Raw genomic sequence first — 22,042 nt, forward strand, 5'->3', positions numbered from 1 at the left:
CCATTCGAACAGCTTGGGGATCACCGACCACAGCTTTGCCAGCAGCACCGGCACCAGCACCACGCCCAGCGTCACATGCACGCCCTGGAGAAGCCGGTACAGCCAGTAGGGATGCGTGGGCCAGGCGAAGAGGTAGAAGCCCAGGACGCCCTTGTCGGGTGTCTCGTCGTTGAGGGGGCTCAGGTCGGGGTTGTAGGAGGCGTAGGAGAGCAGTCCGGTGACGAACAGCACCGGAATGCCGATCAGGAGGACCAGGCCGAACACCGACGTCAGCCAAGGCCCGCGGATCGGACTGCGCCAGAATCCAGGACGGAACGGACCCGGGGGTGGGGGAAGCTGCCCGACGCGCTGTGCCGTTGCACGAGTCCGAGCACGGCCTGCGGCCGCGGCCGCAGCCACCGCGCCACGTAGGCGCTTGAGTCGCTTCAACGCTGGCTTTTCTTCCGACCTGTGGCGTCGAGACCCACCGGTTGGGGCCGGACCGGACGGCCGTTCGTCACTTGCCATCGGCCGCCTCCTTCAGTCTTCGAGCTGCGCTCACACAAGGACGGCCCTCAATGCCACGACCCATGCCGGACAAACAGGGCACTTACAAGCTGGCACAGGTCAGGTGGGCTGTCCGGGCCTGAGGTGCAAGCGGGTGTCCGTCGCCAGCCGAACGGCGGAACTGCTGTCTCGGTGATCTCCAGGCCCCCGTGCCTCGTGGTCGCGTCACTCTCGCCTTCCTGCGCCGCGGCAATACGGCAGTCGGCGTGACCGGCGACGACCTCATGGTCCGGGTTGGCCCCGAAGCCACCGAGTAGGCTCTGGCTCGGCCAGGCACGAGGACCTTCGACATGACCGGTCGCCCGATGCGCGGCTGGGTCGAGGTCGCTGGCTCCGCTGCCGCAGAGGACGAGGTGCTCGGCGAGTGGATCGACAAGGGCTGCGCCTTCGCTGCGAGCCTGCCGCCCTAGTAAGCACTGGCTGCCGCGCGAAACCCTCTGTCGGCGCCAGAACCTGCAGGGGCATCGGGCGCCCGGTCACACCACGTCTGGCTGCTGAGTGCCCGCTCGGCTTCGACCTCCAGCGTGTCAACGACGGCCACCCGCGCACCCTGCCGCTGCCCGCCACCCACGTCATCGATCGCGCCGGCACCATCCGATGGAACTTCGTCAACAGCGGCTACACCACCCAAGCCGAACCCGCCGACATCCTCGCGGCTCTCACGGCGCTGGGCTGACGATGCAGCACCGTGCCACGCTCGGCGGCGGAGACAGACGCTGCTTCCGGGCTGCGCGCGGCTGTCCTGGCCGGGGGTGTCCCTACCGGTGTTCGGGGTTTTCATAGTCACGGCGGCAGCCGGCGTCCCAGGCGGTGCGCTGGTTGCCGTATGCGGGAATGCCACCGAGATCCTTCAACGCACGGGCCAGGTGCAGCAGGTTCCAGGTCATGAACGTGGTGTTGCGGTTGGTGAAATCGTTCTCCGGGCCGCCCGAGCCGGGGTCGAGGTACGAGGGGCCCGGGCCCGCCTCGCCGATCCATCCGGCGTCCGCCTGGGGAGGGATGGTGTAGCCGAGGTGCTGCAGGCTGTAGAGCACGTTCATGGCGCAGTGCTTGACGCCGTCCTCGTTGCCGGTGATCAGGCAGCCGCCGACCCGTCCGTAATAGGCGTACTGTCCGGCCTCGTTGAGCAGGCTGGAGCAGGCGTAGAGGCGTTCGATCACGCGCTTCATCACGGAGCTGTTGTCGCCGAGCCAGATGGGGCCGGCCAGCACGAGGATGTCGGCTGCCAGGACCTGCTGGTACAGGCCAGGCCAGGCGTCCGTCTCCCAGCCGTGTTTCGTCATGTCGGGCCAGACGCCGGTGGCGATGTCGTAGTCGACGGCCCGGAGGACTTCCACTTGCACGTCCTGCGCGTCCAGGATGGCGGTGCTGTGGTCGATCAGGCCCTGGGTGTTGCTCGTCTCCGGCGAGCGCTTGAGGGTGCAGTTGATCACCAGAGCACGCAGGTCGTCGTATCGGGCCGGCGGTGCGTCGGTGGCGGGCGACGAAGCGGTCACACGGTCCTCCCAGAACCCTTTGCGCAGCACGATGCTCGGCGGCGCGCGTCCACATCCGGCTCCAGCTTGCGGGCAGCCTGTGGCAGCCGCCATCACAGTGCCGCCGAACGGCCTCGGCATGCTTGATGCTTCGGTATCCGAACGGCCGCCTCGGTCGGCGGCCGATGAGTGGCCGGGGTCGGTGGGCGTGCCTACGTTCGTCTCATGGGTACCGAAGGCGCGAGCGAGTCGCGGAACACGGCAGCAGTGGAGGACGTCGCGCACCTGTTGGTGCGCTGTTTGCAGGCCGAGGGCGTGGAGTACGTCTTCGGGATTCCGGGCGAGGAGAACATCCGGTTCGTCGACGCGCTGAACGACTCCGGGATCCGGTACATCCTCGTGCGCCACGAGCAGGCCGCCTCGTTCATGGCGGAGATCTACGGGCGCCTCACCTGCCGCGCCGGGGTGTGCTCGGCGACGCTGGGACCCGGCGCGATCAATCTCCTGCTCGGCACCGCGGACGCGATGACCAACAGCTCCCCGATGGTGGCTCTGGCCGCCCAGGGCTCCCTGCGCCGCGTCCACAAGGAGTCGCACCAGGTCATCGACCTGGTGTCGATGTTCGCTCCGGTCACCCAGTGGTCGGCCCGCATCGAGTGTCCCGACGCGGTGCCGGAGATGACCCGCAAGGCGTTCAAGACCGCGCAGAGCGAGCGGCCCGGAGCTGTATTCCTGGCGGTGCCGGAAGACATCGAAGCGGAGCGTCCCGCCGAGCAGCTGGCACCCCTGCAGATCGACGCGGTGCACACCGATGCGCCGTCGCCCTCCCAGATCTCACGTGCAGTGGAGGTGATCGCCGCTGCCCGGCACCCGGTCGTACTGGCAGGTCACGGCGCTGCCAGAGCCGGGGCGACGGACGCCCTCGTGCGGTTCGCCGAGCGGTTGAACATCCCGGTCGCGACCACGTTCCACGGCAAGGGTGTCTTCCCCGACGACCACCCGAACGCCCTCGGCGCGGTCGGCTTCATGCGGCACGACTACAGCAACTTCGGCTTCGACAGCGCCGACGTGCTGATCTGCGTGGGCTACGAGATCCAGGAGTTCGACCCGGTCAAGATCAACCCGAACGGCGACAAGCGAATCGTCCACGTGCACCGTTTCCCCGCCGAGGTGGACACCCACTACCCGGTCGCGGTGGGCGTCGAGGGCGACCCCTCTCAAGCGCTGGACGCACTCGCGGCAGCACTGCCCGACGGACTCACCTACGACTTCGGAAGCAACGAGAAGATCCGGACGCTGCTCGACGAAGAGCTCCAGTACGGGCGCGACAACGAGGCGTTCCCCTTGGTGCCGCAGCGCGTCGTGGCCGACGTGCGCACCGCGCTGGACCGCCGCGACATCGTCCTCGCCGACACCGGCGCCGGGAAAATGTGGATGTCCCGCCTCTACCCCACCTACGAGCCGGACACGTGCCTGGTCTCCAACGGCTTGTCGACCATGGGGTTTGCGCTGCCGGGCGCGATCGCCGCGAAACTGGCACGGCCGGACCGGCGCGTACTGGCGATGATGGGCGACGGCTCGTTCCTGATGAACTCCCAGGAACTGGAGACCGCCGTCCGCGAACGCATCCCGCTGGTCGTCCTGGTCCTGGTCGACGAGGAATACGGCCTGATCACTTGGAAGATGGAACTCGAGATCGGCCGCCACAGCCATACCCGGTTCACCAACCCGGACCTGGTCGCCTACGCCGAAAGCTTCGGCGCACACGGCTACGCGATCGAGTCCGCCGACCAGCTCCTGCCCGTGCTGCGTCAGGCCCTCGACGACGACACGGTCTCCGTGATCGCCTGTCCCGTCGACTACTCCGAAAACCTGCGTCTGACCGACCGACTCGGCAGCCTCCACGGTCCGTTCTGACCCGAAGCGTAGGACTCGGCGCGGTATGGGCAGGACCACCTGGTATGCAGCGTCTGGCGGCGGCCGTGCAAAGTGGCCACCGTGGCTCCTGACGGCCCCATTGCTTCGGGTCGACCCTTCGTTGGGCCGAACGAGTCGTCGGGCGGGAGTGGGCATGCGCCAGGAGTGGTCGTCCGGAGACGTGGTGGTGTGCTGGACACCGGTGCGAGCATCGTTGGGCGGCGCCCCTGCTGCCCTGTGACCCACGCCGTGTCAGCAATCGAAGCGCCGTTCCGCTCAACCCAGCGGGAGCAAGCGAACCGACAGGAGCGAGACATGAAGCACCGCAAGGAGATCGTCAGGCAGGGCGGATGGGCCGACAACGCCGCCGCCATGGAGGGGTACTTCGAGGAAGGCGACGGGTGGGAGGGCAACGCCCTGATCGGGGTGCAGTATAGGCTGCGGGAACCGTGTTTCCGAAGCCGGTGCCGGACGTCATGGTCAAGAAGGTCAATGGCTTCGCCGAGAAGGCGATGAGCTTCGCGAGGTGGGGCGACTCCGCCGCCTGGCTAGGGCCTGTCCGGCGGATCATGCCGGAGACGCGGAGTCTGGCACGCTCTCCCCGAAGCTGTTCGAGTAGGGGGTGCCCCCAGCGGCGTTGTCGTCGGTTGCCGACTCCCCCGAGCTCTCGGCTTCGCTCGAGCAGGGGGGAACCCCATCGCGTCGACGCCCTCCTCCGCCTTGCAGCTGGACGCGCCAGAGCCCGGGGCTCGGCCCATCCGTGAGCCCGACCACCACGGTGCCGAGTCGGCCCCCACTCAGGGCGGCAGAACACTCAGCGCCAGCCGACCTCCGGTGCTACGTGGGTGAGGATGCTCTCCAGTACATGGGCGTTGTAGTCGACACCGAGCTGGTTCGGGATGGTCAGCAACAGGGTGTCCGCGGCTTGGATGGCCTCGTCTTCCTGGAGTTGCTTCACCAGTACGTCCGGCTCGGCGGCGTACGAGCGTCCGAAGATCGCCCTGGTCGTGTCGTCGATCATGCCGAGCTGGTCCCGCGAGTTGCGGTCGTGTCCGAAGTAGGTCCGGTCCAGGTCGTTGGTCAGGGCAAAGACGCTGCGGCTGACCGACACACGCGGTTCTCGGGTGTGGCCTGCCTCCTTGTACGCCTCGCGGTACGCCTCGATCTGCTTGCGCTGCTGGACGTGCAACGGCTCGCCCGTCTCGTCGTCCTTCAGCGTGGAACTCTGCAGGTTCGTCCCCAGCTTCGCGGCCCAGACGGCGGTCGCGTTCGAGCCGGAGCCCCACCAGATCCGCTCTCGCAGCCCCTCGGAGTGCGGCTCGATGCGCAGCAGCCCCGGCGGGTTGGGGAACATCGGCCGCGGGCTCGGCTCCGCGAAGCCCTCGCCCTCGAGCACCTTGAGGAAGGTCTCGGTGTGTCGGCGGGCCATGTCCGCGCCGGTCTCGCCCTCCGCGGGGGTGTACCCGAAGTAACGCCAGCCGTCGATCACCTGTTCCGGTGATCCGCGGCTGATGCCGAGTTGCAGCCGACCGCCGGAGATGAGGTCGGCAGCGCCGGCGTCCTCGGCCATGTACAGAGGGTTCTCATAGCGCATGTCGATCACGCCGGTGCCGATCTCGATCTTCGACGTCCGTGCGCCGATGGCCGAGAGCAGCGGGAACGGGCTCGCCGCCTGCCGCGCGAAGTGGTGCACCCGGAAGTACGCACCGTCCACGCCGAGCTCCTCCGCAGCGACCGCCAGGTCGATGGACTGGTGCAGGAAGTCGGCTGCGGACCGGGTCTTGGAGTGCGCGCTCGGCGACCAGTGGCCGAACGAGAGGAAACCTATCTTCTTCACTCCAGGTCAAAGCGTCCGGCGGCCGCGTTTGATTCCCCGCGTTGGCACGGTGCGACCAGGCCGAACGGCCGGTGACCTCTATCAGAAACCGGGGCCTTCACCCTCAGGGCGGCTCACGTACAGATGTTCGAGTTAGGGCTTGGCGGCACGGCCGCCGGTGGCGGATGGTCGGATGCCGATGTCCCGCCGTGCGGCGTTTCGTTGGACCAGCGACGGGCTGGATGTGCGTCGGCGCAGGGTGCGGTTCAAGGGAATGGAGGGCCGGCCGGTGAGTGACCGGAGTGCGATCGAGTGGACCGAGGCGACGTGGAACCCGACGACCGGCTGTGACCGGGTCTCGGACGGCTGTGATCACTGTTACGCGCTGACGCTGGCGAAGCGGTTGAAGGCGATGGGGTCGGCGAAGTATCAGAACGACGGCGATCCGCGCACGTCGGGCCCGGGCTTCGGGCTGACGGTGCACCCGGATGCGCTGCGGGTGCCGTATGGGTGGAAGAGCCCGCGTACCGTGTTCGTGAATTCTATGTCCGACTTGTTCCGTGCGCGGGTCCCGCTGGACTATGTACGCCAGGTCTTCGAAGTGATGGCACAGACCCCGCAGCACACCTATCAGGTGCTGACGAAGCGGGCGCGGCGGCTGCGGCAGGTCGCGGACCGGCTGGAGTGGCCGGCGAACCTGTGGATGGGGGTGTCGGTGGAGAGCGCGAAGGAACTGCCACGCGTCGACGATCTCCGGAAAGTCCCTGCCTCGGTGCGGTTCCTGTCCTGCGAGCCGCTGCTCGGGTCTCTGGGCGGCCTGGACCTGACGGGCATTCACTGGGTGATCGCGGGCGGTGAGTCCGGTCCACGGTTCCGCCCAGTGGAGGAGGAGCGGACCACTGAGATCCGGGACATCTGCGTACAGGCCGATGTTGCCTTCTTTTTCAAGCAATGGGGCGGCCGCACTCCGAAGGTGTCCGGCCGGACTCTTCAGGGCCGTACCTGGGACCAGATGCCTATGCCCGAACCTGTGCCTGCAGGGTGACCCTGCTTTTCGTCGTGAGCTTGCCCGGGGACTGGACGACGATCAGACCGTCCTGGCGCATCTGCCGGGCCGCTTGCATGGCGTGCTTGGGCAGCCAGCGGGCGGACTCGGTGAGCAGCCACTCGCCGACCGTCTCTACGCTGGCAGCCCCGATGGTGAGGCGCTGCGTGACCAGTTCCAGCAGCTCGCTGTCAGCCAGCCCGGCCGCCTGGAACAGGTCGAGCTGACCTTCGGGTTCGGCTCCCCGGGTCCTGAGACCGCGGAAGCTTTCACCGTCGCGGTCGTCGACCTTCCACATGGCGTCCTTCATCGCTTTCAGACCGGCGGTGCTGCCGGTGCCGAAGACGAGGTAGAGGGGCTGCCCGGTGCGGGGGACGAGTTCGAACTGCAGTTGGTAGCCGAACCCTGCCCGGCGCAGTGCATCCCGGTAGGTGCGCAGCCACACGCGCCACCGTTCGTCGGAGCGCAATTCGTCGGCGGCCGCGGACCAGTGGTCGCTGCCGCCGAAGACCGTGTCGCGCTACGGCGGCCGCGGGGTGCTCATCTACTGGCACGTGGAGAAGAAGTCCCTGGCCATCCACTCCCAGCTCATCAACTGCACCGCCTCCGAGATCGCCGCGATGATCGAGGGCGCAATGCGGCACGGCACCACCATGGACGTCGAGGCCAACTACACAGACAGCCATGGCCAGTCGGAAATCGGGTTCGGCATCACGAAACTGCTGAACTTCGACCTGCTGCCGCGCATCAAGCGGATCAACAAGGTGAAGGTGTACCGGCCAGCAGCCGGCGAACCGGACGCCTACCCGCAGCTGACCCCGGCACTGACCCGCCCGATCCGCTGGGAACTCATCACCCAGCAGTACGACCAGATGATCAAGTATGCGACCGCGATCCGGATCCGTACCCCGTCCACCGAGGCGATCCTGCGCCGCTTCACCCGCAACGCCTCCCACCCCACCTACGCGGCGATGCTGGAGGTCGGCCGCGCTCAGAAGACCATCTTCGTCGCCCGCTACCTCCGGCTGCGCGACCTGCAGCGGGAGATCGAGGAGGGCCTGAACGTCGTGGAATCCTCCAACGGAGCCAACTCCGTCATCGCGTACGGCAAGGGCGGCGAGATCGCCTCGAACCGGCGCGACGAGCAGGAGATGTTCGTGCTGTGCCTGCGGATTCTGCAATCGGCCCTGGTCTACGTGAACACCCTGATGCTTCAGGACATCCTCGGCGAACCGGAGTGGGCCGAGCTTCTCACACCCGCCGATCGGCGCGGCCTGACCCCGCTGTTCTGGTCGCACGTGCGCCCGTACGGGGAGGTCACCCTCGACATGGACACCCGTCTCGACCTTGCCGCGGTCAAACTTCCAGGCCCCCGAGTTCCGACGGACGCCGCCAACCAACAGTTATCTGAGCGTGCGTGAAGCGTGGGCGAAGTCAGAAGGAGCGGTGGGAGGGAGAAGGAAACCAGATGGTCCACCTCCCTCCCGTAAACGTCATGTCGCTACATTCGCACTGTCTTGTGAGGCGTCTTCCTTGGAATGCGGCTTCAGGACGCCCCGCCCACGCGTACGGTCTATCTCGCGCCATTCCGGCCGCAGTCCAGCCAGATTCGTGGTGAGGAAGTACGCGGCGCCGCAGGTGAGCAGCACCGGCACGAGTCCGACAGCGGTCACCGCCGCCCCTGCGAGCAGCCCGCCGAGAGGGATACCGGCCCAGGCCAGCGAGTCACCGAGCGCGTTGACCCGGCCCAGCATCCGGCGCGGCACCCGCTCGACGAGGACGGCCCCCAGCACTGGGTTGACGAAGCCGGCACCGAACCCACTGACCGCGAAGACGGCCAGTACCACCCCCAACGGGGCATCGAAGGCGAGGATCAGGAACCTCGGTGCCCCGGCCAGCAGGAACCCGGTGAGAACCACCACCCGCCGCCGCAGTCGGTGCGCGACCACCGCGGCGATCAGGCTCCCGCCGACCCCCGCGGCCCCCATCACGCTGCCCATCAGGCCGATCGCGGTCGGCCCGTTGCCTGATTCCCTGGCCCAGACGGGTACGAGCACCGAGGTGATCGCCGCGTCCAGCAGGTTGGTGATGCCGCACATGACGATGACGGTGAGCAGCAGCGGCTCGCCGCGCAGGAAGGTGAAGCCCTCGCCGAACCGCCGCCAGTAGCCCGGTCCCGTCTCCCCGGCCGGCGAGGGGGCTTCCTCAGCCGCGTGCCCCATGCCGCGAGGCAGCGCGAGTTTGATGATCACCGATCCGAGGGTGAAGCAGCCCGCGTTGACGGCGAGTCCGGTCAGGGGCCCGAGCAGGGCCACCAGGGATCCGCCGATCGCCAGGCCGACGGTAGAGGCGAGGCGCTCGATCACGCCGGATAGACCGGTGGCCCGCTCCAGCGGCACCTGGCTGCGCTCGGCCGCCTCCGGGACCATGACCTCCTTGGCCAGGTCGCCGGGTCCGCGGGCCGCGCCGATCAGTGCGACCAGAACCAGCAGAAGGGGAAAGGAGAGCAGGTCCAGGGCGTGGAGCAGGGGAACCGCGGCGGCGGCGGTCGCGCTGGCCAGATCGGTGGTCCAGGAAACGGCCCGCGGGCCGATCCGGTCCACCAGCGGTCCGGTGAACGCCTTGACCACCACGTAGGGAGTCATCTCGCAGAAGGCGACCAGTCCGGTCTGGGCGGCGCTGCCGGTGGTGACGAGGACGAACCAGGGCAGTGCCACAACGGAGATCCGCGTGCCGGTCAGCGACACGGCCATGGCCGCTAGCACCCCGCCTAGCGGCCGTAAGGACCTCTTGCCGGGTATGCCGCCGGCCTCCGAGGCGTCGTCGGTCATGACGTCGGGATTCCTTCCTCTTCCTGAGGGCCGGAAGGGAGCGACGACGCGGCAGGCGCATCCAGTTCGGGCAGGATCTGCGTGATCACGGCGACCCGTTCGGCTCCCTCGGGGGCACTTGCCGCCGTCTCCGGCGCGTCTCGCCGGTAGCGCGCGATGACTTCCGTCAACTCCCGGTACAGGGCGGCGGCTTCCTCGGGGGTGAGCCGCAAGGCCCAGTCGCTCATGTCGAAGGTATTCCGCCATGGGCGGGGCATCGTCTGGAGCCCGTTCAGGGTCTGCTGCGTGCGCAGGGTGTAGATGGCGGCGACGGACTGCTGGTAGGCCAGTGAGGCCTCGGGCTCCCGCTCGGCCAGCTCCGGATCGTTGAACCAGGTAGTCCGGTGCACCGAACGCCACCAGCGCTCTCGCGCGTTGCCGCGTTCGGTGTCCTCCTCGACGAAACCGGCCGCGCCGAGTTGCCGGAGGTGGTAGCTGGCCGTACCGGAATTCACACCCAGCCGCTCCGCGAGGCGGGTGGCCGTCGACGGGCCGTACTTCCGCAGCAGCCCGACCAACTGCACGCGCACCGGATGCGCCAGGGCACGCAGCCCCTTGGCATCCAGGACAACCGAGTCCTCTTCAACGTTCGGGCCACCCGGCCTCTCCACTGCATCAGCCATGCGACACACAGTAGTCCGCAAAGGGTTCTTCGCAAAGAGATCTTCGCGAAGAATCCTTTGCGGTTCAGCTCGCTCGCAAGGCGCCGCTGCTCATTTATCGACCGGTTGATGGGCAAGATCGGTAGCCGAGGGCTCGCGGCCGGATCGACCCCGGATCATGCCCATAAAACGGTGTCAGAAAGTCGACGTGCTCAAGAACTTGAGGAGCACCCTTTTCTGTACGATCTGGCGGGTGCAGCCACCCCAGGACGACGACACCGCCAATCTCCTCGCCCCCGTTCCGGCCGTACGGACCGGTGGCCTTGTGGGATACGCACGCGTGTCCGCCAAGGGACAGTTGCTCGACCGGCAGGTCCACGCGCTCACCGAAGCAGGGTGCATCCGGATCTTCGCCGACAAGAAGTCCGGCAAGAACGCCGAGCGCGAGGAGCTGTGGAAGGCTCTCGACTACCTCCGCGAAGGCGACACCCTCGTCGTCCCGTCGCTGAACCGGCTCGGCCGCTCCCTCCAAGACCTCATCGCCATCGTGCCCAGCCTGCGGAAGCGCGGCGTCGGCTTCACCTCGCTGCACGAGGCACTCGACACGACGACGCCCGGCGGGCGCCTGGTCTTCCATGTCTTCGCGGCCCTCGCGGAGTTCATCCGCGAACTCATCGTCCAGGGCACAACGAGGGCCTGGACGCCGCCCGCGCCCGAGGTGCCCGCCTCGGCCGCCCGCCGGCCATGACCGACGAACAGGTACGTCACGCCCGCGACCTGCTCGCCCGCCCGGAGAACACCGTCACCTCGATCGCCAAGCTCCTCGGGGTCTCCCGCAACACCATCTACAACTACGTGCCCGAACTGAAGGGCGGCCGTCTCGCGCTCGCCGAGTCGACCAACACGGCAGAACTGCCCCGACCCTCCAGGTCAAAGGACTGATCACCGCCGTTTGCGGCTGGTGACACGGTTCTTACCGGCACGTCCGCCGTGAGTTCAGCGAGATTGAAGGGTCTTCAGTGGAAACCCGCGCTTGTTCCTACTGTCTCTGCCTGGAAACGCGATGAGTTCGCCGACGGTATGTCGACGGTGCCGAGTGGACTTTGGCGAACTTGTTCAGGTGAGGAGCTTGGGCTGCGCCTTCCGACCAGAAGCGCGGGGGCGGACCCTGCAGCTGTGCAAGCATCGGGGACAGAGCGCACGGGTATGGCTACTGGCAGCCTTACACCAGCGGATGGGGGGGTATGGCCGACATTGGCGCGCTGTACGGACTGCTCGGGGCTGTAGGGGGAGCTGCCGTTGCGAGCCTCGCGACTGTCTATGGCCCACTGCGTCTGCATCGGCGGCAAGCTGAGCAGAAGGCGAGCGAGGAGCAGGCTCGCCAAAGTGGGATAGAGATCGCTCGGCTGCTGAAGATGCGAACCACGGGTCGGGCGTGGATCGACGCGCTGGAGCGGTTCGTTCAAGATCTGCAGGCACACCACCCTGTGGACGTCGACCGATTCGACGAGATCATGGTCCAAGTCAGCCGAGAGGCCACTGAAGCCGGACACGCGCTGGCTCACAGCGGTCTCTGGCTCGAATCACAGGACACACCGCCGCACGGCATTCCGCTGGTCCCAGCCCCAGGTGGGGCGCGACCAGACAGTGCGGACGGAACAGCGTTCATCGCCCTCTCCCAGCTCCTGGGCCGCTTGCGAGAGGCGACCCGGGAAGTCCGTGGCGATGTCCTGCAAGGTCCCCGGTGGGAGAGCCCCGTGCGCAGTGAGGTCCTCGAGGCTCTGGAGCGAGTCAGGGCTGCGCGGGCACAGCTGAACGCAGCCCTTCTCGATCAGATTGGCCAGATCAATGGAGGTCACACGCGCCGTCTGTAAGACCAGGGCTATTTTGTGCTGGTTTCACGGGCCGCAGCTGGCTGGTTGGAGCCGATGGGGGGAACCGTCGGGGGGATAGAGCCTCCGCACATCTTGTCTGCATTTGGATATGACCATGAGCTTCCGGTGAATCGGCACCCTCACTCGCTGTCGGCGGCCTGCTCGATCTGGTCGTCGAGCAGGCTCTGGGCGATGGTTGCGTAGCGGCTCGCGGTGGTGTGGGACAGGTTGAAGACCTGGGCGAGGTGCAGCGGGTCGGCGCCGACGGTCAGTGCTTCGTGCAGTACCCGGTCGCCGCGGATACGTTCGAGGTAGACGCCTTGGTGCAGCAGGTGCCGCTTGAGGTATTCGGTACTGACGGGCTCGGTTCCCGGGGCGGTCTCGCGTTGATCAGAACGTGCCGGTTGGGAGTCTTCGGCCAGGTGACGCGACGCTGGGCGAGCCAGGCCAGCAGGGTCTGGTGGGGCAGTTCGCCGAGTCGTTGGACGTGTCCGTGTCCGGCGATGGTGATCCGGCGGGACGCCCTCACCCGCGCCCACGCCCACGGACGGGTCGCCCAGGACCTCGCTGGCGCGCCCGAACTGGTGCGCCGCTACGAACAAGGGACACCGTCCGTCAGAGCCCTTTTGGAGGCCGCGATGGACGCCCGCCGCCTCGGCGTCGGACTCCACCTCCCGCAGGCGTTCCTCATCGATGCCGCCACCGACTACCTCACCGACGACGACTACGACCAGCTCACTGATGACTGGGCCGAATCCGCCTTCGCCGCTCTCGCCCTCCCCGTCCACGGCAAACAAGCCCCCCTGCGCCGCGCTGCTACCCGCAGAGACGCCTTCCTCGCGGAGCAGGATGCGCAGGCCCTCGTGGCTGATGTCGTCGACCACCCCCTCGGCGACCAGGAAGTCCGCCAGCTTGGTCAGACTCCAGGTCGAGAACGGCAGGTCGTGCTCGGTCGGCTTGGACTTCGCGATCTTCTTGATCTCGCGCCGCTCAGGCAGCGTGAACGTTGTCGGCCGGCCGCCCTTGTATTTCGGGTAGAGCGAGTCGAAGCCGTCGGTGTTGAAGTTGTGGATCACATCGCGGACCCGGTCGTCGCTGGTGAACGACACCTCGGCGATCTTCGCCACCGGCATGCCCTGCGCGGACAGCAGCACCATCTGGGCCCGCCGCCAGGTGACCACCGACCCGGTGCCCCGGCGGATGATCCGCAACAACCGCCGGCCCTCGTCGTCATCGATTTCACGCACGCGTACTCGCTCTGCCACCGACACACCCTGACAGCCACACGCTGCCCGGTACAGCACCCGGACGGCGCGTCACGACAGGGCGAACGTTGCCTGATGCGGCACTAGCTTGGCGTGGATACGGGAGAAGGCCGGGGACCAGGAGGGCGCCGAAACCCTCTACCGGCAGGCCGCCGACGCCGGCGCATCCCGCCTCAGTATCGACAGGTGGTGGCCGTACGGGCTGAACCCGGACGGTTCGCCCACTCCACCCTGGTTCTGAATAGGCACACTCCACCTGTAGGAGGCCACGCGCATAGGCCGATGGTGCCGCACTGCCCTGAGCCTGGTGGCCTCCCAGCCCGCGAATCAACCCACGCGGATGGTCATCGGCGACCTCGGCCACTGACGGCGCCTCCTTGGTCGCCGTCTGGCGGTAGCTCTGCCCGAACACATGGTCCGCCAGGTAGTGGCCGACAGCGAGGACTGCCCACACCGCGCCGAACGTTGCCAGCGTCGCGACCTGCTCGATCTGGTTCATCGGGCACCGCCGAAAACACCATGCACGGGACGGGGACGGCTCCGTAGGCTCTCCGCCTCGGGAGAGCGAAAGGAATGCTGACCGTGACTGGCGATTGTTGACAAGATGGGTAATCAAGCGCTGCTTGCCTGTGGGATAGCCGCTGGCCCGGTGTTCACCCTCGCGTATGTACTGGAAGGCGCCAGCCGTGTGGACTACAAGCCGTTCCGTCATCCCGTCAGTTCGCTCTCCCTCGGTTGCGCCGGGCGGGTGCAGACCGTCAACATCCTCTTCGTGGGCTTGCTGTCGCTGATCTTCGCGGTGGGTTTGTGGCATGTTGGTTCGGCACCCGCAAGTCCCTGGGCGGCTGGAAGTCCATGAACGCCCTGACCGCACCGGGCGACCTCAACAGCGACGGCCACGGCGACCTGATCGCTCGTGACACCTTGGGCAAGCTGTGGCTGTACCTCGGCACCGGACGCGGCTCCTTCGGCCCCCGGAAGCTCATCGGCAGTGGCGGCTGGGGACAGATGTCGGCCTTCCTCAGCGTCGGTGATGTCGACGGCGACGAGCGGCTCGACCTGGTCGCCGCCACGCAGGACTTGTACGAGAACCCCCACGCCGGGTCGACGGCGGACCAGCTGCGGCTGTACCCGGGCAACGGCAAGGGCTCCCTCGGCAAGTACCGGCTGGCGCACCAGAGCTGGTACGGCCTCAACGGCGGCTTCTGAACACAGCCTGCACGAACAGCCGCGGGTTTGATTCCGGTCACCCGTTCCACGTGATCCCCCGGGCCAGACCCGGGGGATCTTCGCTGGCCCTGGTGTCCGGGCGGAAGAACTGTTCCAGCTCGCCGGGCGACTGCTCCGTAGCGGGCCGCGCCACCGCGCCCCGGCCCGCTGAGCCCGGAAGCCGAACAGCGCATCCAGGACCTGTATGAGCGGCTGACGTCCGAGCACGACGAAACCGACGCAGACGACAGCTGAACGTGGTCATGCCGAGCTCGAGCGGACCGAGCACTGTAGATCATGGCTACCTGTCCCCTGCGCGGCCGAAGCGGCAACGGCTGCGCTGCACCTGGGAAGCGGCTCCGGGCTCACCAAACCACGCATCGTGTCCCGCCGCAGAGCGCCGCAGAGCGCCGCAGAGCGCCGCGGAGCGGGTGAGCGTGAGCTGTTCCCGGCGCGCGGAAGGCCATGGCAACTTCGGTGGCACGGTGACCACTGTGGCTCCCAACATTGCCCAGCTGCCGGCCGATCCGTGGCTGATCAGCCTCGCCTACCACCATGAACATCCCCTCCAGGCATACGAGTTCGTCGACACCCTGGAGGTGTGGACGGTAACGGCCCGGATCGACGCGGATGTCCTGGCTGAGGACATGGCCGCGTACAGCGACATGGATCAGGATTCGTTGGACGCGGTGCAGGACATTTCCGTAGGCCGGATGTCGTTCGTGCGGGTACGGATGTTCGGTCCCGACCATCCCTTCGAGGCGATGGACTCCTACACCGGGGACGTCGCTCGCATCGGTGAGGTGGTCCTGGACGTCGCAGCCGGTGAGTGGGAGCCGGCCTTCGAGGCTGTGCTCGCGCACCCGGTCGGTGATCTGCTGGTCATGGACCGGGTCATCCTGGAGCCCGCGTGGCGCGGCTGCGGCCTGGGGCCGGTCCTGGCGGGGGCGGCGATCCCGCCTCTGTCGCAGGACTGCGTCGCGGTGGTGTGTGAGCCGGGCTCTGCCGACGGCCGCGAGCTGACCGAGGACCAGCACTGGGAGGCCGCCGTCAAGCTGGGCCGTGTGTGGGAGCAGCTCGGCTTCGAGCCTTTCCAGGACGGTGTGCACATTCTCGACTGCCACCTGCAGCGGCCGCAGGACCTCCTGGCCGAACGCCAGGAGGAGTTCAGCGCTCTGTGCCACGCCTGGCACGCCCAACACAGGCCTTGGGCTCACGGCGAGGGAGCGAGCGGTGCCCGAGAGCAGAGACGTGACAAACGGCCGGGAAACCGATGAGGCGACAGACCTCCACAATTTCCGGCTATTTGTCCAGACCGCGGCAGAGCACTTGCTGGAACAGTCTGGCTTCTGCGGCGGCCGTGACGAGTCGTCGTTCCAGGTTGCGAAGGTGTAGGCGTTCGTCTTGTTGAAGGTGCTGACGTGCGTGAGCCCCTTCACCCCCGAGCTGTCCTTGAAGGTGACGTCGATCGGGTAGCGGATCGTGTTCGCCGTGCCCACGATGACGTTGCCGCCGCCGTTGAGAACGGTCTTCACCACCCGGATGTCGCCGCTCGGCGGCAAAGCGCTTGGCCTTGCGCCGAATCCGCTCGTCGTCGCCGTCGGCCGACCGGTCACGAGCAACCGCAACGATTGCAAGGCGTGGGAACTTTCCGGTGCGAAGGCCGCCGTCGGCCGGGCCACGGTCATCGCGGACGGCGGCTATCGGGGCACCGGCCTGCTCATTCCGCACCGCCGTGAACGCGGCCTGACCGAACCGCCGGCTTGGAAAGAGGAGCACAACACCTCCTACCGCAAGGTCCGGGCCCGCGTCGAGCACGTCTTCGCTCGGATGAAGGCATGGAAGATCCTTCGTGACTGCCGTCTGAAAGGCGACGGCGTTCACACCGCCATGCTCGGCATCGCCCGGCTGCACAACCTCGCCCTCGCGGGGTAACTCCCGCCCCCTACGAGACCAGAGAGCCCCAGGGGAGGTGGCTCCCCACCTCCCCGGCTCGGAGAATGTTCAGTCGATACAGAACTCGTTGCCCTCGATGTCCAGCATCGGGATGCACGACTCGTTTTCCTCATCGGCGTACAGCGTTCGCACGTGGGTCGCACCGAGCGCGACCAGTCGTGCGCACTCGGCTTCGAGCGTGGCGAGGCGCTCGTCCCCCACGAGCCCGGTGCCGGCCCGGACGTCGAGATGCACCCGATTCTTAACGATCTTGCCCTCGGGGACGCGCTGGAAGTACAGACGCGGGCCCACGCCTGAGGGATCACTGCAGGCGAACCATGATCCCTGCTCCTCAGGAGGCAGGGTGCGGTTGAAATCGTCCCAGGTGGTGAACCCCTCCGGTGGCGGCGGTATGACGTACCCCAACACTTCACACCAGAAGCGAGCGAGGCGCTCAGGTTCTGCGCAGTCAAAGGTGACTTGGAACTTCTTGATCGCTGACATCGGCGCACCGTACCGCGTACCAGGGGGGCCCTGCCGCTCATTTCCCCAGGATCCGCCCGTCCCCCCCGTCGCATCCTGAGCCGCCTTGGACACCAAGTGATCAAACCGGACAGTCCACGAGAACGACGCGACCGTGGCGGCGGAGCGCCCCAGTAGTCCCCTGAGACCGTCCCGTATCCGCTGGGTGACACCCCTGGGCTGCTTGGCAGCCTTGGGCTCGGCTCCGAGACCCCCTCGTCGACGATGACCTGCGCTCCCGTTGGGATTGCAGGTCGTTGACATCCGTAGCCGTGCGCTTCGACGGCCAGCCGCCCGCCAGGGCGGCTGGCCGTCGAAGCAGGTAGCTGCAAAGGTCAGCCGGCCTGGCGGGCTCCTCAACCCGTGCCCGGGTGCTGGCCAGGCGAGAGGAGTCCGTGCCGGTCTCGATGATGGCGACGCTGTTCTTCTCCTCGCGCTCGGTCAGCACCTGGAAGAAGAAGACGTCGCCGAGGAAGCCGAGGAATACCGGACGCCTCGGGAGAAGCCGGGAACTCTTTTGGCCCGCGCCATCGTCGGCTTTGCCAACCGCCGGCCCGACGTCGCGCTGCGCAACGCGGAGGGCCACGCGTTCTTGGTCGTCGGTGTCGATCCCAACGGCTACTACGCCCGCAGCCCGCGCACTACGGCTTGCGTGACGGACGTTGAGGCCGCAGTGCTGCGGCGACCGCTCAGAGGTGGCCGTCCAGGAACTCCCGTACCTCGGCGATGGTCATAGGCCCCGTGCCGTGCGCCACCACCTCTCCCTCCTTCAGCAGGACGTAGGACGGGGCTCCGGTGATCCCGTATCGCTTGGTCGCGGCCGGACAGCGCGTCATGTCGGCGCGGACGGCCGTCAGGCGGCCCGTGTACTCGTCTGCGATGTCACCCACGGCGAGGTCCATCGCCCGGCAGGGCTCGATTGCCTTGGGCCATGTCCCGGTGAAGTATGCGAGGACCGGGACTGCGCTCATCCCGAGGATGAAATCGAACTCCGCGTCCTCACGGGGTTGGTGAACCCGCTTCGCCATGAAAGCTCCAGACCTCGCGTTCCGTCATTACATCCCCATCTTCCCCCGCGCGGTGCGGCAGGCTGAGTCCGGTCGGTCGTCTGGCTGACCGATAGACCCGCATGTTCGAACGAGGCCGCTGTCTCCTTCAGCTGGTGATCCGCAGAGGGTTCGTTCCGGTCGGCTCAGCTGATAAGCGCTGGCTCGCGCCCCGTCTCGTGCCTCAAAATTCTCGGCGTGACAGACACGGGACCCACCGAAGAAGAGACGCCGGACGGGCTGCTGGGCTGGTGCCTGGTGGCCAACGTGGCTCGAGAAACCGCGCACGGCGAGAGCGGCCTCGACATCCAGCACGGCACGAAGCACTTCCGCACAGGTGCCCTGCTGTGGCTCCCGCCCGTCCGCTGGGACCCCGGTCACGGTCGCTGGCCTGCTGTGGGCCGGCACCGAGGCAACGGCCGCCGGTACGTCCACATGATCGTACGCGCGAATGACCTGGAGAACTTCCGGGTCAAGGGTGTCTACAGCGAAGCTCTGGTGCGCAGCCTCAACGGTTACGAGCACGACCCGGCCGCCCCGCGGACCCTGCAGAACCCGTGGTCCCGCGAGCGGGCCCAGAGCTGGGCAGACGGCCGGAACCGCCACCGGGAGCCTCTCTTCATCGAAGGCCACCGCTACGCCCACCCGCGGATCTCCGTTCCCAACCCTCCGCCGGCAGAGATCCAGATCGACGGTGAGACCCTCCACCTCGCCCGCTACGGCACCAGAGGAGCCCACTACAGCCGCACACCCCCTCCCGTGGAATGGACCCCCGAGCCGTGATCCGCACGTTCGAACGATAGGGCGGGGAAGTTGGCGTCACCGGTGGGGAGTTGCGTGATCGTCCACAGCGCGTCCTACTTGGGCTCGCGCGACGGTTCGGCGGAGTGGGAGCGTCGGTGGGCTGCGACTCGTTCGCGGGTGGCGCATCGGCGGGAGCAGTAGCGGCGTTCGGGACCGCTGCCTTGGGTGATGAAGGCGTTCTGGCAGGTGGGTGATGCGCAGATCCTGCCGGGCGGGCGTTGGCGGTCCCAGACGAGGACGGTCAGGGCCATGCAGGACGAGGCGAGGAGCCATTCGTCCCAGGGGGCGTTGTCGTCGTGGTCGAGGTGGGGATGCCAGGGGGCGCGGCCGCCGTGCGAAGTCAGGCGGAGGGGCCCGGTGTGTTCCTGCAGGAGGCGGTTGAGGGTGGCTGCGGCGTTATCGGCGGGTTCGGCTTCGAAGACTTGCCGCAGCAGGGTGGCGGCTGCGCGCATCCCGGCAACATCGCGGGTGGTGAGGTCGATGGGGTCTGTCTCACCGTATGCGCGGAGTACGTCGGCGACTTCGGCCGGGTCGGGGCAGTCGTCAGCGAGAGCGTTGATCAGGGCTGCGGTCCGCCGAGCTGTGGTCAGCACGGAGTGCCGGGTGGACCAGTCGTCACTGTTGGAGGACACGTGTGGAATTTAACGCATCTTTCTGAGTTTTGAGTTACCTCCGTAACGTCTTGTCGATGAAAAGGCGTTACTCACTCCGCCTCTATCTGGCCGGGGCAGTGGCAGCTCGTGCCGGGGACGAGATGTCGGGACCGGCGCTGATGCTGACGGGATTCGTCCTGGCCGGATCGACTACCGACGCGTCGTCGCTGCTCGCGGGCATCACGATCTCTGCCGCGGTAGGGGGGCCGGTGCTCGGGGCGCTCCTCGACAGAGCAGGGCGGCCGGGACGCCTGCTGGCTGTGGCCCTCGTCCTGTATGCGGCGGGGCTGGGGATTATTCTCTTGGGACTCGGCCGTATGCCGTTCGCTGTCATCATCCTGATCGCTGTGTTGACAGGGCTGTGGGGGCCGGCCCTGTCGGGTGGATGGACGGCCCAACTGCCCTGTGTGGTGCTGGGTGACCAGCTGCCCTGGGCGAACACCCTTGATGCCATGACGTTCAGCGTGGCGAGTCTGGCCGGTCCGGCTCTCGCCGGCGGCGTGGCAGGGGCGCTGGGAGCCCCGACGGCCATGGTGGTCTCCGCGGGGCTCATCGCCTTGGCACTGCCTGCCGCATGGATGCTGCCCGCCCGTCCCGGTCGGGGGCGGGGCGCTCGGACAACCTCGGTGATCAGCGACCTCGCTGCCGGAATGCGGGTCATCGCCGGACGGCAGGCTTTGGCCCGAGCGACCCTCACCTCGGTCCTCTCCTGCACCGCCCAGGGCATGCTGACGGCGTGCATCCCACTCCTGGGCGAGCGCGTCCTGGGCGGAGCCGGCCGCGGCGCGATGCTGCTCTCCTGCGCGGCGATCTCCGCCCTGGTGGCCAATGCCGTGCTGGCCCGGTTTCCGCGTTCAGCCGCCCCCGACACGATCATCTGGGCCAGTGCTCTCGTCCAGGCTGCCGCGCTGGCCTTGGCCACGTGGGGTCAGTCCGTCGTGCTCATTGTGGCGGTACTCATCGCGGGGATCGGCGAAGGACCCCAACTGGCCGCCTTGTTCGCCATCCGTCACCGGGAAACCCCGGAACACCTCCGCGGCCAGATCTTCACTACCGGCGCCAGCTTGAAAATCACCGGATTCGCCCTGGGGGCAGTAGTGGCCGGACCGGTCGTGACCCGGTCCCTTCCAGGCGCTTTGGCACTCGCAGCGAGTGTGGCGGTCCTCGCAGCACTGGCCTTCTTCGCGCTCCCGTCAGTATCCGTCAACTCGTCGGAGGACCGCGCGACGTCGAGTTGATCGCGCAAGTGTTCGAACGAATGAATCGGATTGCCCTCGGCTGCTGCGGCCGGGCGTCGTGACCGTTCAGGCTTGTTGGCGGTTGTTCGTCGGAGTTGGCGAGTTCCCGCTGCAAGCGATCACGTCGCACTGAGTAACGTGCAGACTGGAGGAATGCGCGTCTGCACTCGTCTGGTCGGAACTCACCGGCAGTGAGTGGCGTCTCGCCTCCACCATCGACCCGCTCACGTCCGGCGCCGGCGCAGCGCTCGCCCGTCGAAGTCCAATGGGCGAGGCGATGACAAGGCTACTTGCCCGGCGGGACCCCTGCGTCCGGTCCCTCGGACCGCTCCTGGATGAGTACGCAGCCGGGCACGCAGCCACTGGCTCTGTCGGTGAGCCGTGATGTCGTTCGTCGTTGAGCGCGGATGACGCCGTGGTGTCGGCGAAGGCGATGTCGCTGGGTTTTATGGGCGGTTGGAGCCTTGTCATCGACCAGCATCAGCTCGGCCACGGCAGCACGGAGAGCTCGGGCCACTGGCTTCTCCACCGCAGTGCCTTGGCCTCATAGACAGCCTGTGGGGCGAGCGCCGGATTGGGGCGGACAACGAGGTTGAACACGTCGGAGAGTCCGTGGGGGGCATAGACGCGCCATCGTCCGTCCGGCTCCAGCCGCACCCCCAAGCAGCACGTCGTCGCAGCGAAGGAATCGATCGCGGACTCGGTGGATTCGTGCGGGGCGCAGGGCACGCCGAACTTCTCCTCATACCAGAGGTGCACGCGTGCTTCGTTGCGGATCTCCACCTCGGCCGGCACCCCGTCGAACAGCTCCTGCCCAGCTTTGATCACCGCGTCTTCCGCTTCCCAGGACAGATCGGAGCTGTCGAAGTAGAAGACGTCGTAGTCCTTGATGCCGCTGGTTGGCGGCTTGTCGGTGACGACGTTCCACACCGTCTGGAAAAGGCAGCCTGCGGTCACATACCAACCGGGCAAGTCAAGCGTCGCAGTTCTGGCCAGCACATCCGTCAAGACGCCATTGCGGGAGAGGACTGTCTGCAAGACGTCCAGCTGCTCATCAAGGGGAAGTCGACCAATCATTGGTTCTGACTATCACGACGGGTTCGCTCAAAACGATGACCTGGCGACCGCCCCCACGCGGACAGGCTCCCGGGGTCTGCAAAGCCACGGGAGGCAACCCAGCCAAGCACTCTTCGTGACCACCGAAGCCTTCCTCCCGCCAGCTATC

The 22,042-nt window shown here is 67.3% G+C and carries 20 protein-coding genes and 4 pseudogenes; 13 read left to right on the forward strand and 11 right to left on the reverse strand.

What is annotated here, in order from left to right; translation table 11 throughout:
• Nucleotides 1-507, reverse strand: a pseudogene (locus ACFZDJ_RS49700) (hypothetical protein); the annotation flags it as partial.
• 544 nt (nucleotides 508-1,051) lie between these two features.
• Here ACFZDJ_RS49700 and ACFZDJ_RS49705 point away from each other — a divergent pair.
• Nucleotides 1,052-1,222, forward strand: a pseudogene (locus ACFZDJ_RS49705) (AhpC/TSA family protein); the annotation flags it as partial.
• An 82-nt stretch (nucleotides 1,223-1,304) separates the two neighbouring features.
• Here the strand turns inward: ACFZDJ_RS49705 and ACFZDJ_RS49710 are convergent.
• Complete coding sequence (locus ACFZDJ_RS49710) at nucleotides 1,305-2,042, reverse strand: NAD(P)H-dependent oxidoreductase (RefSeq protein ID WP_390937414.1); 738 nt, start codon at nucleotides 2,040-2,042, stop codon at nucleotides 1,305-1,307.
• Between the two features lie 204 nt (nucleotides 2,043-2,246).
• On the opposite strand from ACFZDJ_RS49710, the gene ACFZDJ_RS49715 reads away from it, so the two are divergent.
• On the forward strand, nucleotides 2,247-3,938 hold the full coding sequence (locus tag ACFZDJ_RS49715; RefSeq protein WP_390937412.1) for an acetolactate synthase large subunit: 1,692 nt from the start codon (nucleotides 2,247-2,249) through the stop codon (nucleotides 3,936-3,938).
• An 814-nt stretch (nucleotides 3,939-4,752) separates the two neighbouring features.
• On the opposite strand, the gene ACFZDJ_RS49720 is transcribed toward ACFZDJ_RS49715, so the two are convergent.
• Nucleotides 4,753-5,775, reverse strand: coding sequence for an LLM class flavin-dependent oxidoreductase (locus ACFZDJ_RS49720; RefSeq protein WP_391069501.1), 1,023 nt, complete (start codon nucleotides 5,773-5,775; stop codon nucleotides 4,753-4,755).
• Nucleotides 5,776-6,043: 268 nt separating this feature from the next.
• On the opposite strand from ACFZDJ_RS49720, the gene ACFZDJ_RS49725 reads away from it, so the two are divergent.
• Nucleotides 6,044-6,799: a DUF5131 family protein gene (locus ACFZDJ_RS49725; RefSeq protein WP_391069656.1), complete on the forward strand. Its 756-nt coding sequence runs from the start codon at nucleotides 6,044-6,046 to the stop codon at nucleotides 6,797-6,799.
• Here ACFZDJ_RS49725 and ACFZDJ_RS49730 read toward each other — a convergent pair.
• The gene (locus ACFZDJ_RS49730; protein WP_391069503.1) at nucleotides 6,771-7,244 is read right to left on the reverse strand and encodes a hypothetical protein; all 474 of its coding nucleotides are present in this window, start codon (nucleotides 7,242-7,244) and stop codon (nucleotides 6,771-6,773) included. The two genes, ACFZDJ_RS49725 and ACFZDJ_RS49730, sit on opposite strands and share 29 nt — an antisense overlap.
• Between ACFZDJ_RS49730 and ACFZDJ_RS49735 the strand changes: the two genes are divergently transcribed.
• Nucleotides 7,231-8,220, forward strand: coding sequence for a Tn3 family transposase (locus ACFZDJ_RS49735; protein WP_391069505.1), 990 nt, complete (start codon nucleotides 7,231-7,233; stop codon nucleotides 8,218-8,220). The genes ACFZDJ_RS49730 and ACFZDJ_RS49735 overlap by 14 nt on opposite strands.
• A 72-nt stretch (nucleotides 8,221-8,292) precedes the next feature.
• Here the strand turns inward: ACFZDJ_RS49735 and ACFZDJ_RS49740 are convergent, their stop codons facing one another.
• Nucleotides 8,293-9,630, reverse strand: a complete 1,338-nt coding sequence (locus ACFZDJ_RS49740; protein WP_391069507.1) for an MFS transporter — start codon at nucleotides 9,628-9,630, stop codon at nucleotides 8,293-8,295.
• A complete protein-coding gene (locus tag ACFZDJ_RS49745; protein WP_391069509.1) occupies nucleotides 9,627-10,292 on the reverse strand; it encodes a helix-turn-helix domain-containing protein in 666 nt (221 codons plus the stop codon). The genes ACFZDJ_RS49740 and ACFZDJ_RS49745 overlap by 4 nt, the downstream gene beginning before the upstream one ends.
• A 304-nt stretch (nucleotides 10,293-10,596) precedes the next feature.
• On the opposite strand from ACFZDJ_RS49745, the pseudogene ACFZDJ_RS49750 reads away from it, so the two are divergent.
• A pseudogene (locus ACFZDJ_RS49750) lies at nucleotides 10,597-11,213 on the forward strand (recombinase family protein).
• A gap of 302 nt (nucleotides 11,214-11,515) precedes the next feature.
• Nucleotides 11,516-12,145: a hypothetical protein gene (locus ACFZDJ_RS49755; RefSeq protein ID WP_391069511.1), complete on the forward strand. Its 630-nt coding sequence runs from the start codon at nucleotides 11,516-11,518 to the stop codon at nucleotides 12,143-12,145.
• Between the two features lie 140 nt (nucleotides 12,146-12,285).
• Here the strand turns inward: ACFZDJ_RS49755 and ACFZDJ_RS49760 are convergent, their stop codons facing one another.
• A complete protein-coding gene (locus ACFZDJ_RS49760; RefSeq protein ID WP_391069658.1) occupies nucleotides 12,286-13,410 on the reverse strand; it encodes a helix-turn-helix domain-containing protein in 1,125 nt (374 codons plus the stop codon).
• 88 nt (nucleotides 13,411-13,498) lie between these two features.
• Between ACFZDJ_RS49760 and ACFZDJ_RS49765 the strand changes: the two genes are divergently transcribed.
• The 5 genes and pseudogenes from ACFZDJ_RS49765 to ACFZDJ_RS49785 form a co-directional block, all read left to right on the forward strand.
• A complete protein-coding gene (locus ACFZDJ_RS49765) occupies nucleotides 13,499-13,651 on the forward strand; it encodes a hypothetical protein (protein WP_391069513.1) in 153 nt (50 codons plus the stop codon).
• A gap of 363 nt (nucleotides 13,652-14,014) precedes the next feature.
• On the forward strand, nucleotides 14,015-14,269 hold the full coding sequence (locus ACFZDJ_RS49770; protein ID WP_391069515.1) for a DUF998 domain-containing protein: 255 nt from the start codon (nucleotides 14,015-14,017) through the stop codon (nucleotides 14,267-14,269).
• A complete protein-coding gene (locus ACFZDJ_RS49775) occupies nucleotides 14,218-14,619 on the forward strand; it encodes an FG-GAP-like repeat-containing protein (RefSeq protein WP_391069517.1) in 402 nt (133 codons plus the stop codon). Before ACFZDJ_RS49770 ends, ACFZDJ_RS49775 begins: the two co-directional genes overlap by 52 nt.
• Nucleotides 14,620-15,113: 494 nt before the next feature.
• Complete coding sequence (locus tag ACFZDJ_RS49780) at nucleotides 15,114-15,896, forward strand: hypothetical protein (protein WP_391069519.1); 783 nt, start codon at nucleotides 15,114-15,116, stop codon at nucleotides 15,894-15,896.
• Between the two features lie 310 nt (nucleotides 15,897-16,206).
• Nucleotides 16,207-16,554, forward strand: a pseudogene (locus tag ACFZDJ_RS49785) (transposase); the annotation flags it as partial.
• Between the two features lie 69 nt (nucleotides 16,555-16,623).
• Here ACFZDJ_RS49785 and ACFZDJ_RS49790 read toward each other — a convergent pair.
• Both ACFZDJ_RS49790 and ACFZDJ_RS49795 read right to left on the reverse strand, forming a co-directional pair.
• Nucleotides 16,624-17,058 carry a VOC family protein gene (locus ACFZDJ_RS49790; RefSeq protein WP_101401784.1) on the reverse strand — a complete coding sequence of 145 codons (435 nt, stop codon included), beginning with the start codon at nucleotides 17,056-17,058 and terminating at the stop codon, nucleotides 16,624-16,626.
• 707 nt (nucleotides 17,059-17,765) lie between these two features.
• Nucleotides 17,766-18,104: a thioredoxin domain-containing protein gene (locus tag ACFZDJ_RS49795; protein ID WP_391069521.1), complete on the reverse strand. Its 339-nt coding sequence runs from the start codon at nucleotides 18,102-18,104 to the stop codon at nucleotides 17,766-17,768.
• A 216-nt stretch (nucleotides 18,105-18,320) separates the two neighbouring features.
• Between ACFZDJ_RS49795 and ACFZDJ_RS49800 the strand changes: the two genes are divergently transcribed.
• Nucleotides 18,321-18,905 carry a hypothetical protein gene (locus ACFZDJ_RS49800; RefSeq protein WP_391069523.1) on the forward strand — a complete coding sequence of 195 codons (585 nt, stop codon included), beginning with the start codon at nucleotides 18,321-18,323 and terminating at the stop codon, nucleotides 18,903-18,905.
• A gap of 74 nt (nucleotides 18,906-18,979) precedes the next feature.
• Here the strand turns inward: ACFZDJ_RS49800 and ACFZDJ_RS49805 are convergent, their stop codons facing one another.
• Nucleotides 18,980-19,558, reverse strand: coding sequence for a CGNR zinc finger domain-containing protein (locus ACFZDJ_RS49805; RefSeq protein ID WP_391069525.1), 579 nt, complete (start codon nucleotides 19,556-19,558; stop codon nucleotides 18,980-18,982).
• Nucleotides 19,559-19,698: 140 nt separating this feature from the next.
• On the opposite strand from ACFZDJ_RS49805, the gene ACFZDJ_RS49810 reads away from it, so the two are divergent.
• Nucleotides 19,699-20,817: an MFS transporter gene (locus tag ACFZDJ_RS49810; RefSeq protein ID WP_391069527.1), complete on the forward strand. Its 1,119-nt coding sequence runs from the start codon at nucleotides 19,699-19,701 to the stop codon at nucleotides 20,815-20,817.
• Nucleotides 20,818-21,297: 480 nt separating this feature from the next.
• Here the strand turns inward: ACFZDJ_RS49810 and ACFZDJ_RS49815 are convergent, their stop codons facing one another.
• The gene (locus ACFZDJ_RS49815; protein WP_384921434.1) at nucleotides 21,298-21,894 is read right to left on the reverse strand and encodes a nucleotidyltransferase family protein; all 597 of its coding nucleotides are present in this window, start codon (nucleotides 21,892-21,894) and stop codon (nucleotides 21,298-21,300) included.
• Nucleotides 21,895-22,042 lie beyond the last annotated feature (148 nt).

The sequence above is a fragment of the Streptomyces sp. NPDC007896 genome (genome assembly GCF_042959425.1).
In the GTDB taxonomy this organism is placed as follows: domain Bacteria; phylum Actinomycetota; class Actinomycetes; order Streptomycetales; family Streptomycetaceae; genus Streptomyces.

Excerpts from the sequence above, each read along its gene's own strand:
- ACFZDJ_RS49715 (WP_390937412.1), top strand. The coding sequence starts at position 2,247 with ATGGGTACCGAAGGCGCGAGCGAGTCGCGGAACACGGCAGCAGTGGAG.
- ACFZDJ_RS49740 (WP_391069507.1), bottom strand. The coding sequence starts at position 9,630 with ATGACCGACGACGCCTCGGAGGCCGGCGGCATACCCGGCAAGAGGTCC.
- ACFZDJ_RS49745 (WP_391069509.1), bottom strand. The coding sequence starts at position 10,292 with ATGGCTGATGCAGTGGAGAGGCCGGGTGGCCCGAACGTTGAAGAGGAC.
- ACFZDJ_RS49755 (WP_391069511.1), top strand. The coding sequence starts at position 11,516 with ATGGCCGACATTGGCGCGCTGTACGGACTGCTCGGGGCTGTAGGGGGA.
- ACFZDJ_RS49770 (WP_391069515.1), top strand. The coding sequence starts at position 14,015 with ATGGGTAATCAAGCGCTGCTTGCCTGTGGGATAGCCGCTGGCCCGGTG.
- ACFZDJ_RS49790 (WP_101401784.1), bottom strand. The coding sequence starts at position 17,058 with ATGTCAGCGATCAAGAAGTTCCAAGTCACCTTTGACTGCGCAGAACCT.
- ACFZDJ_RS49795 (WP_391069521.1), bottom strand. The coding sequence starts at position 18,104 with ATGGCGAAGCGGGTTCACCAACCCCGTGAGGACGCGGAGTTCGATTTC.
- ACFZDJ_RS49810 (WP_391069527.1), top strand. The coding sequence starts at position 19,699 with ATGCTGACGGGATTCGTCCTGGCCGGATCGACTACCGACGCGTCGTCG.
- ACFZDJ_RS49815 (WP_384921434.1), bottom strand. The coding sequence starts at position 21,894 with ATGATTGGTCGACTTCCCCTTGATGAGCAGCTGGACGTCTTGCAGACA.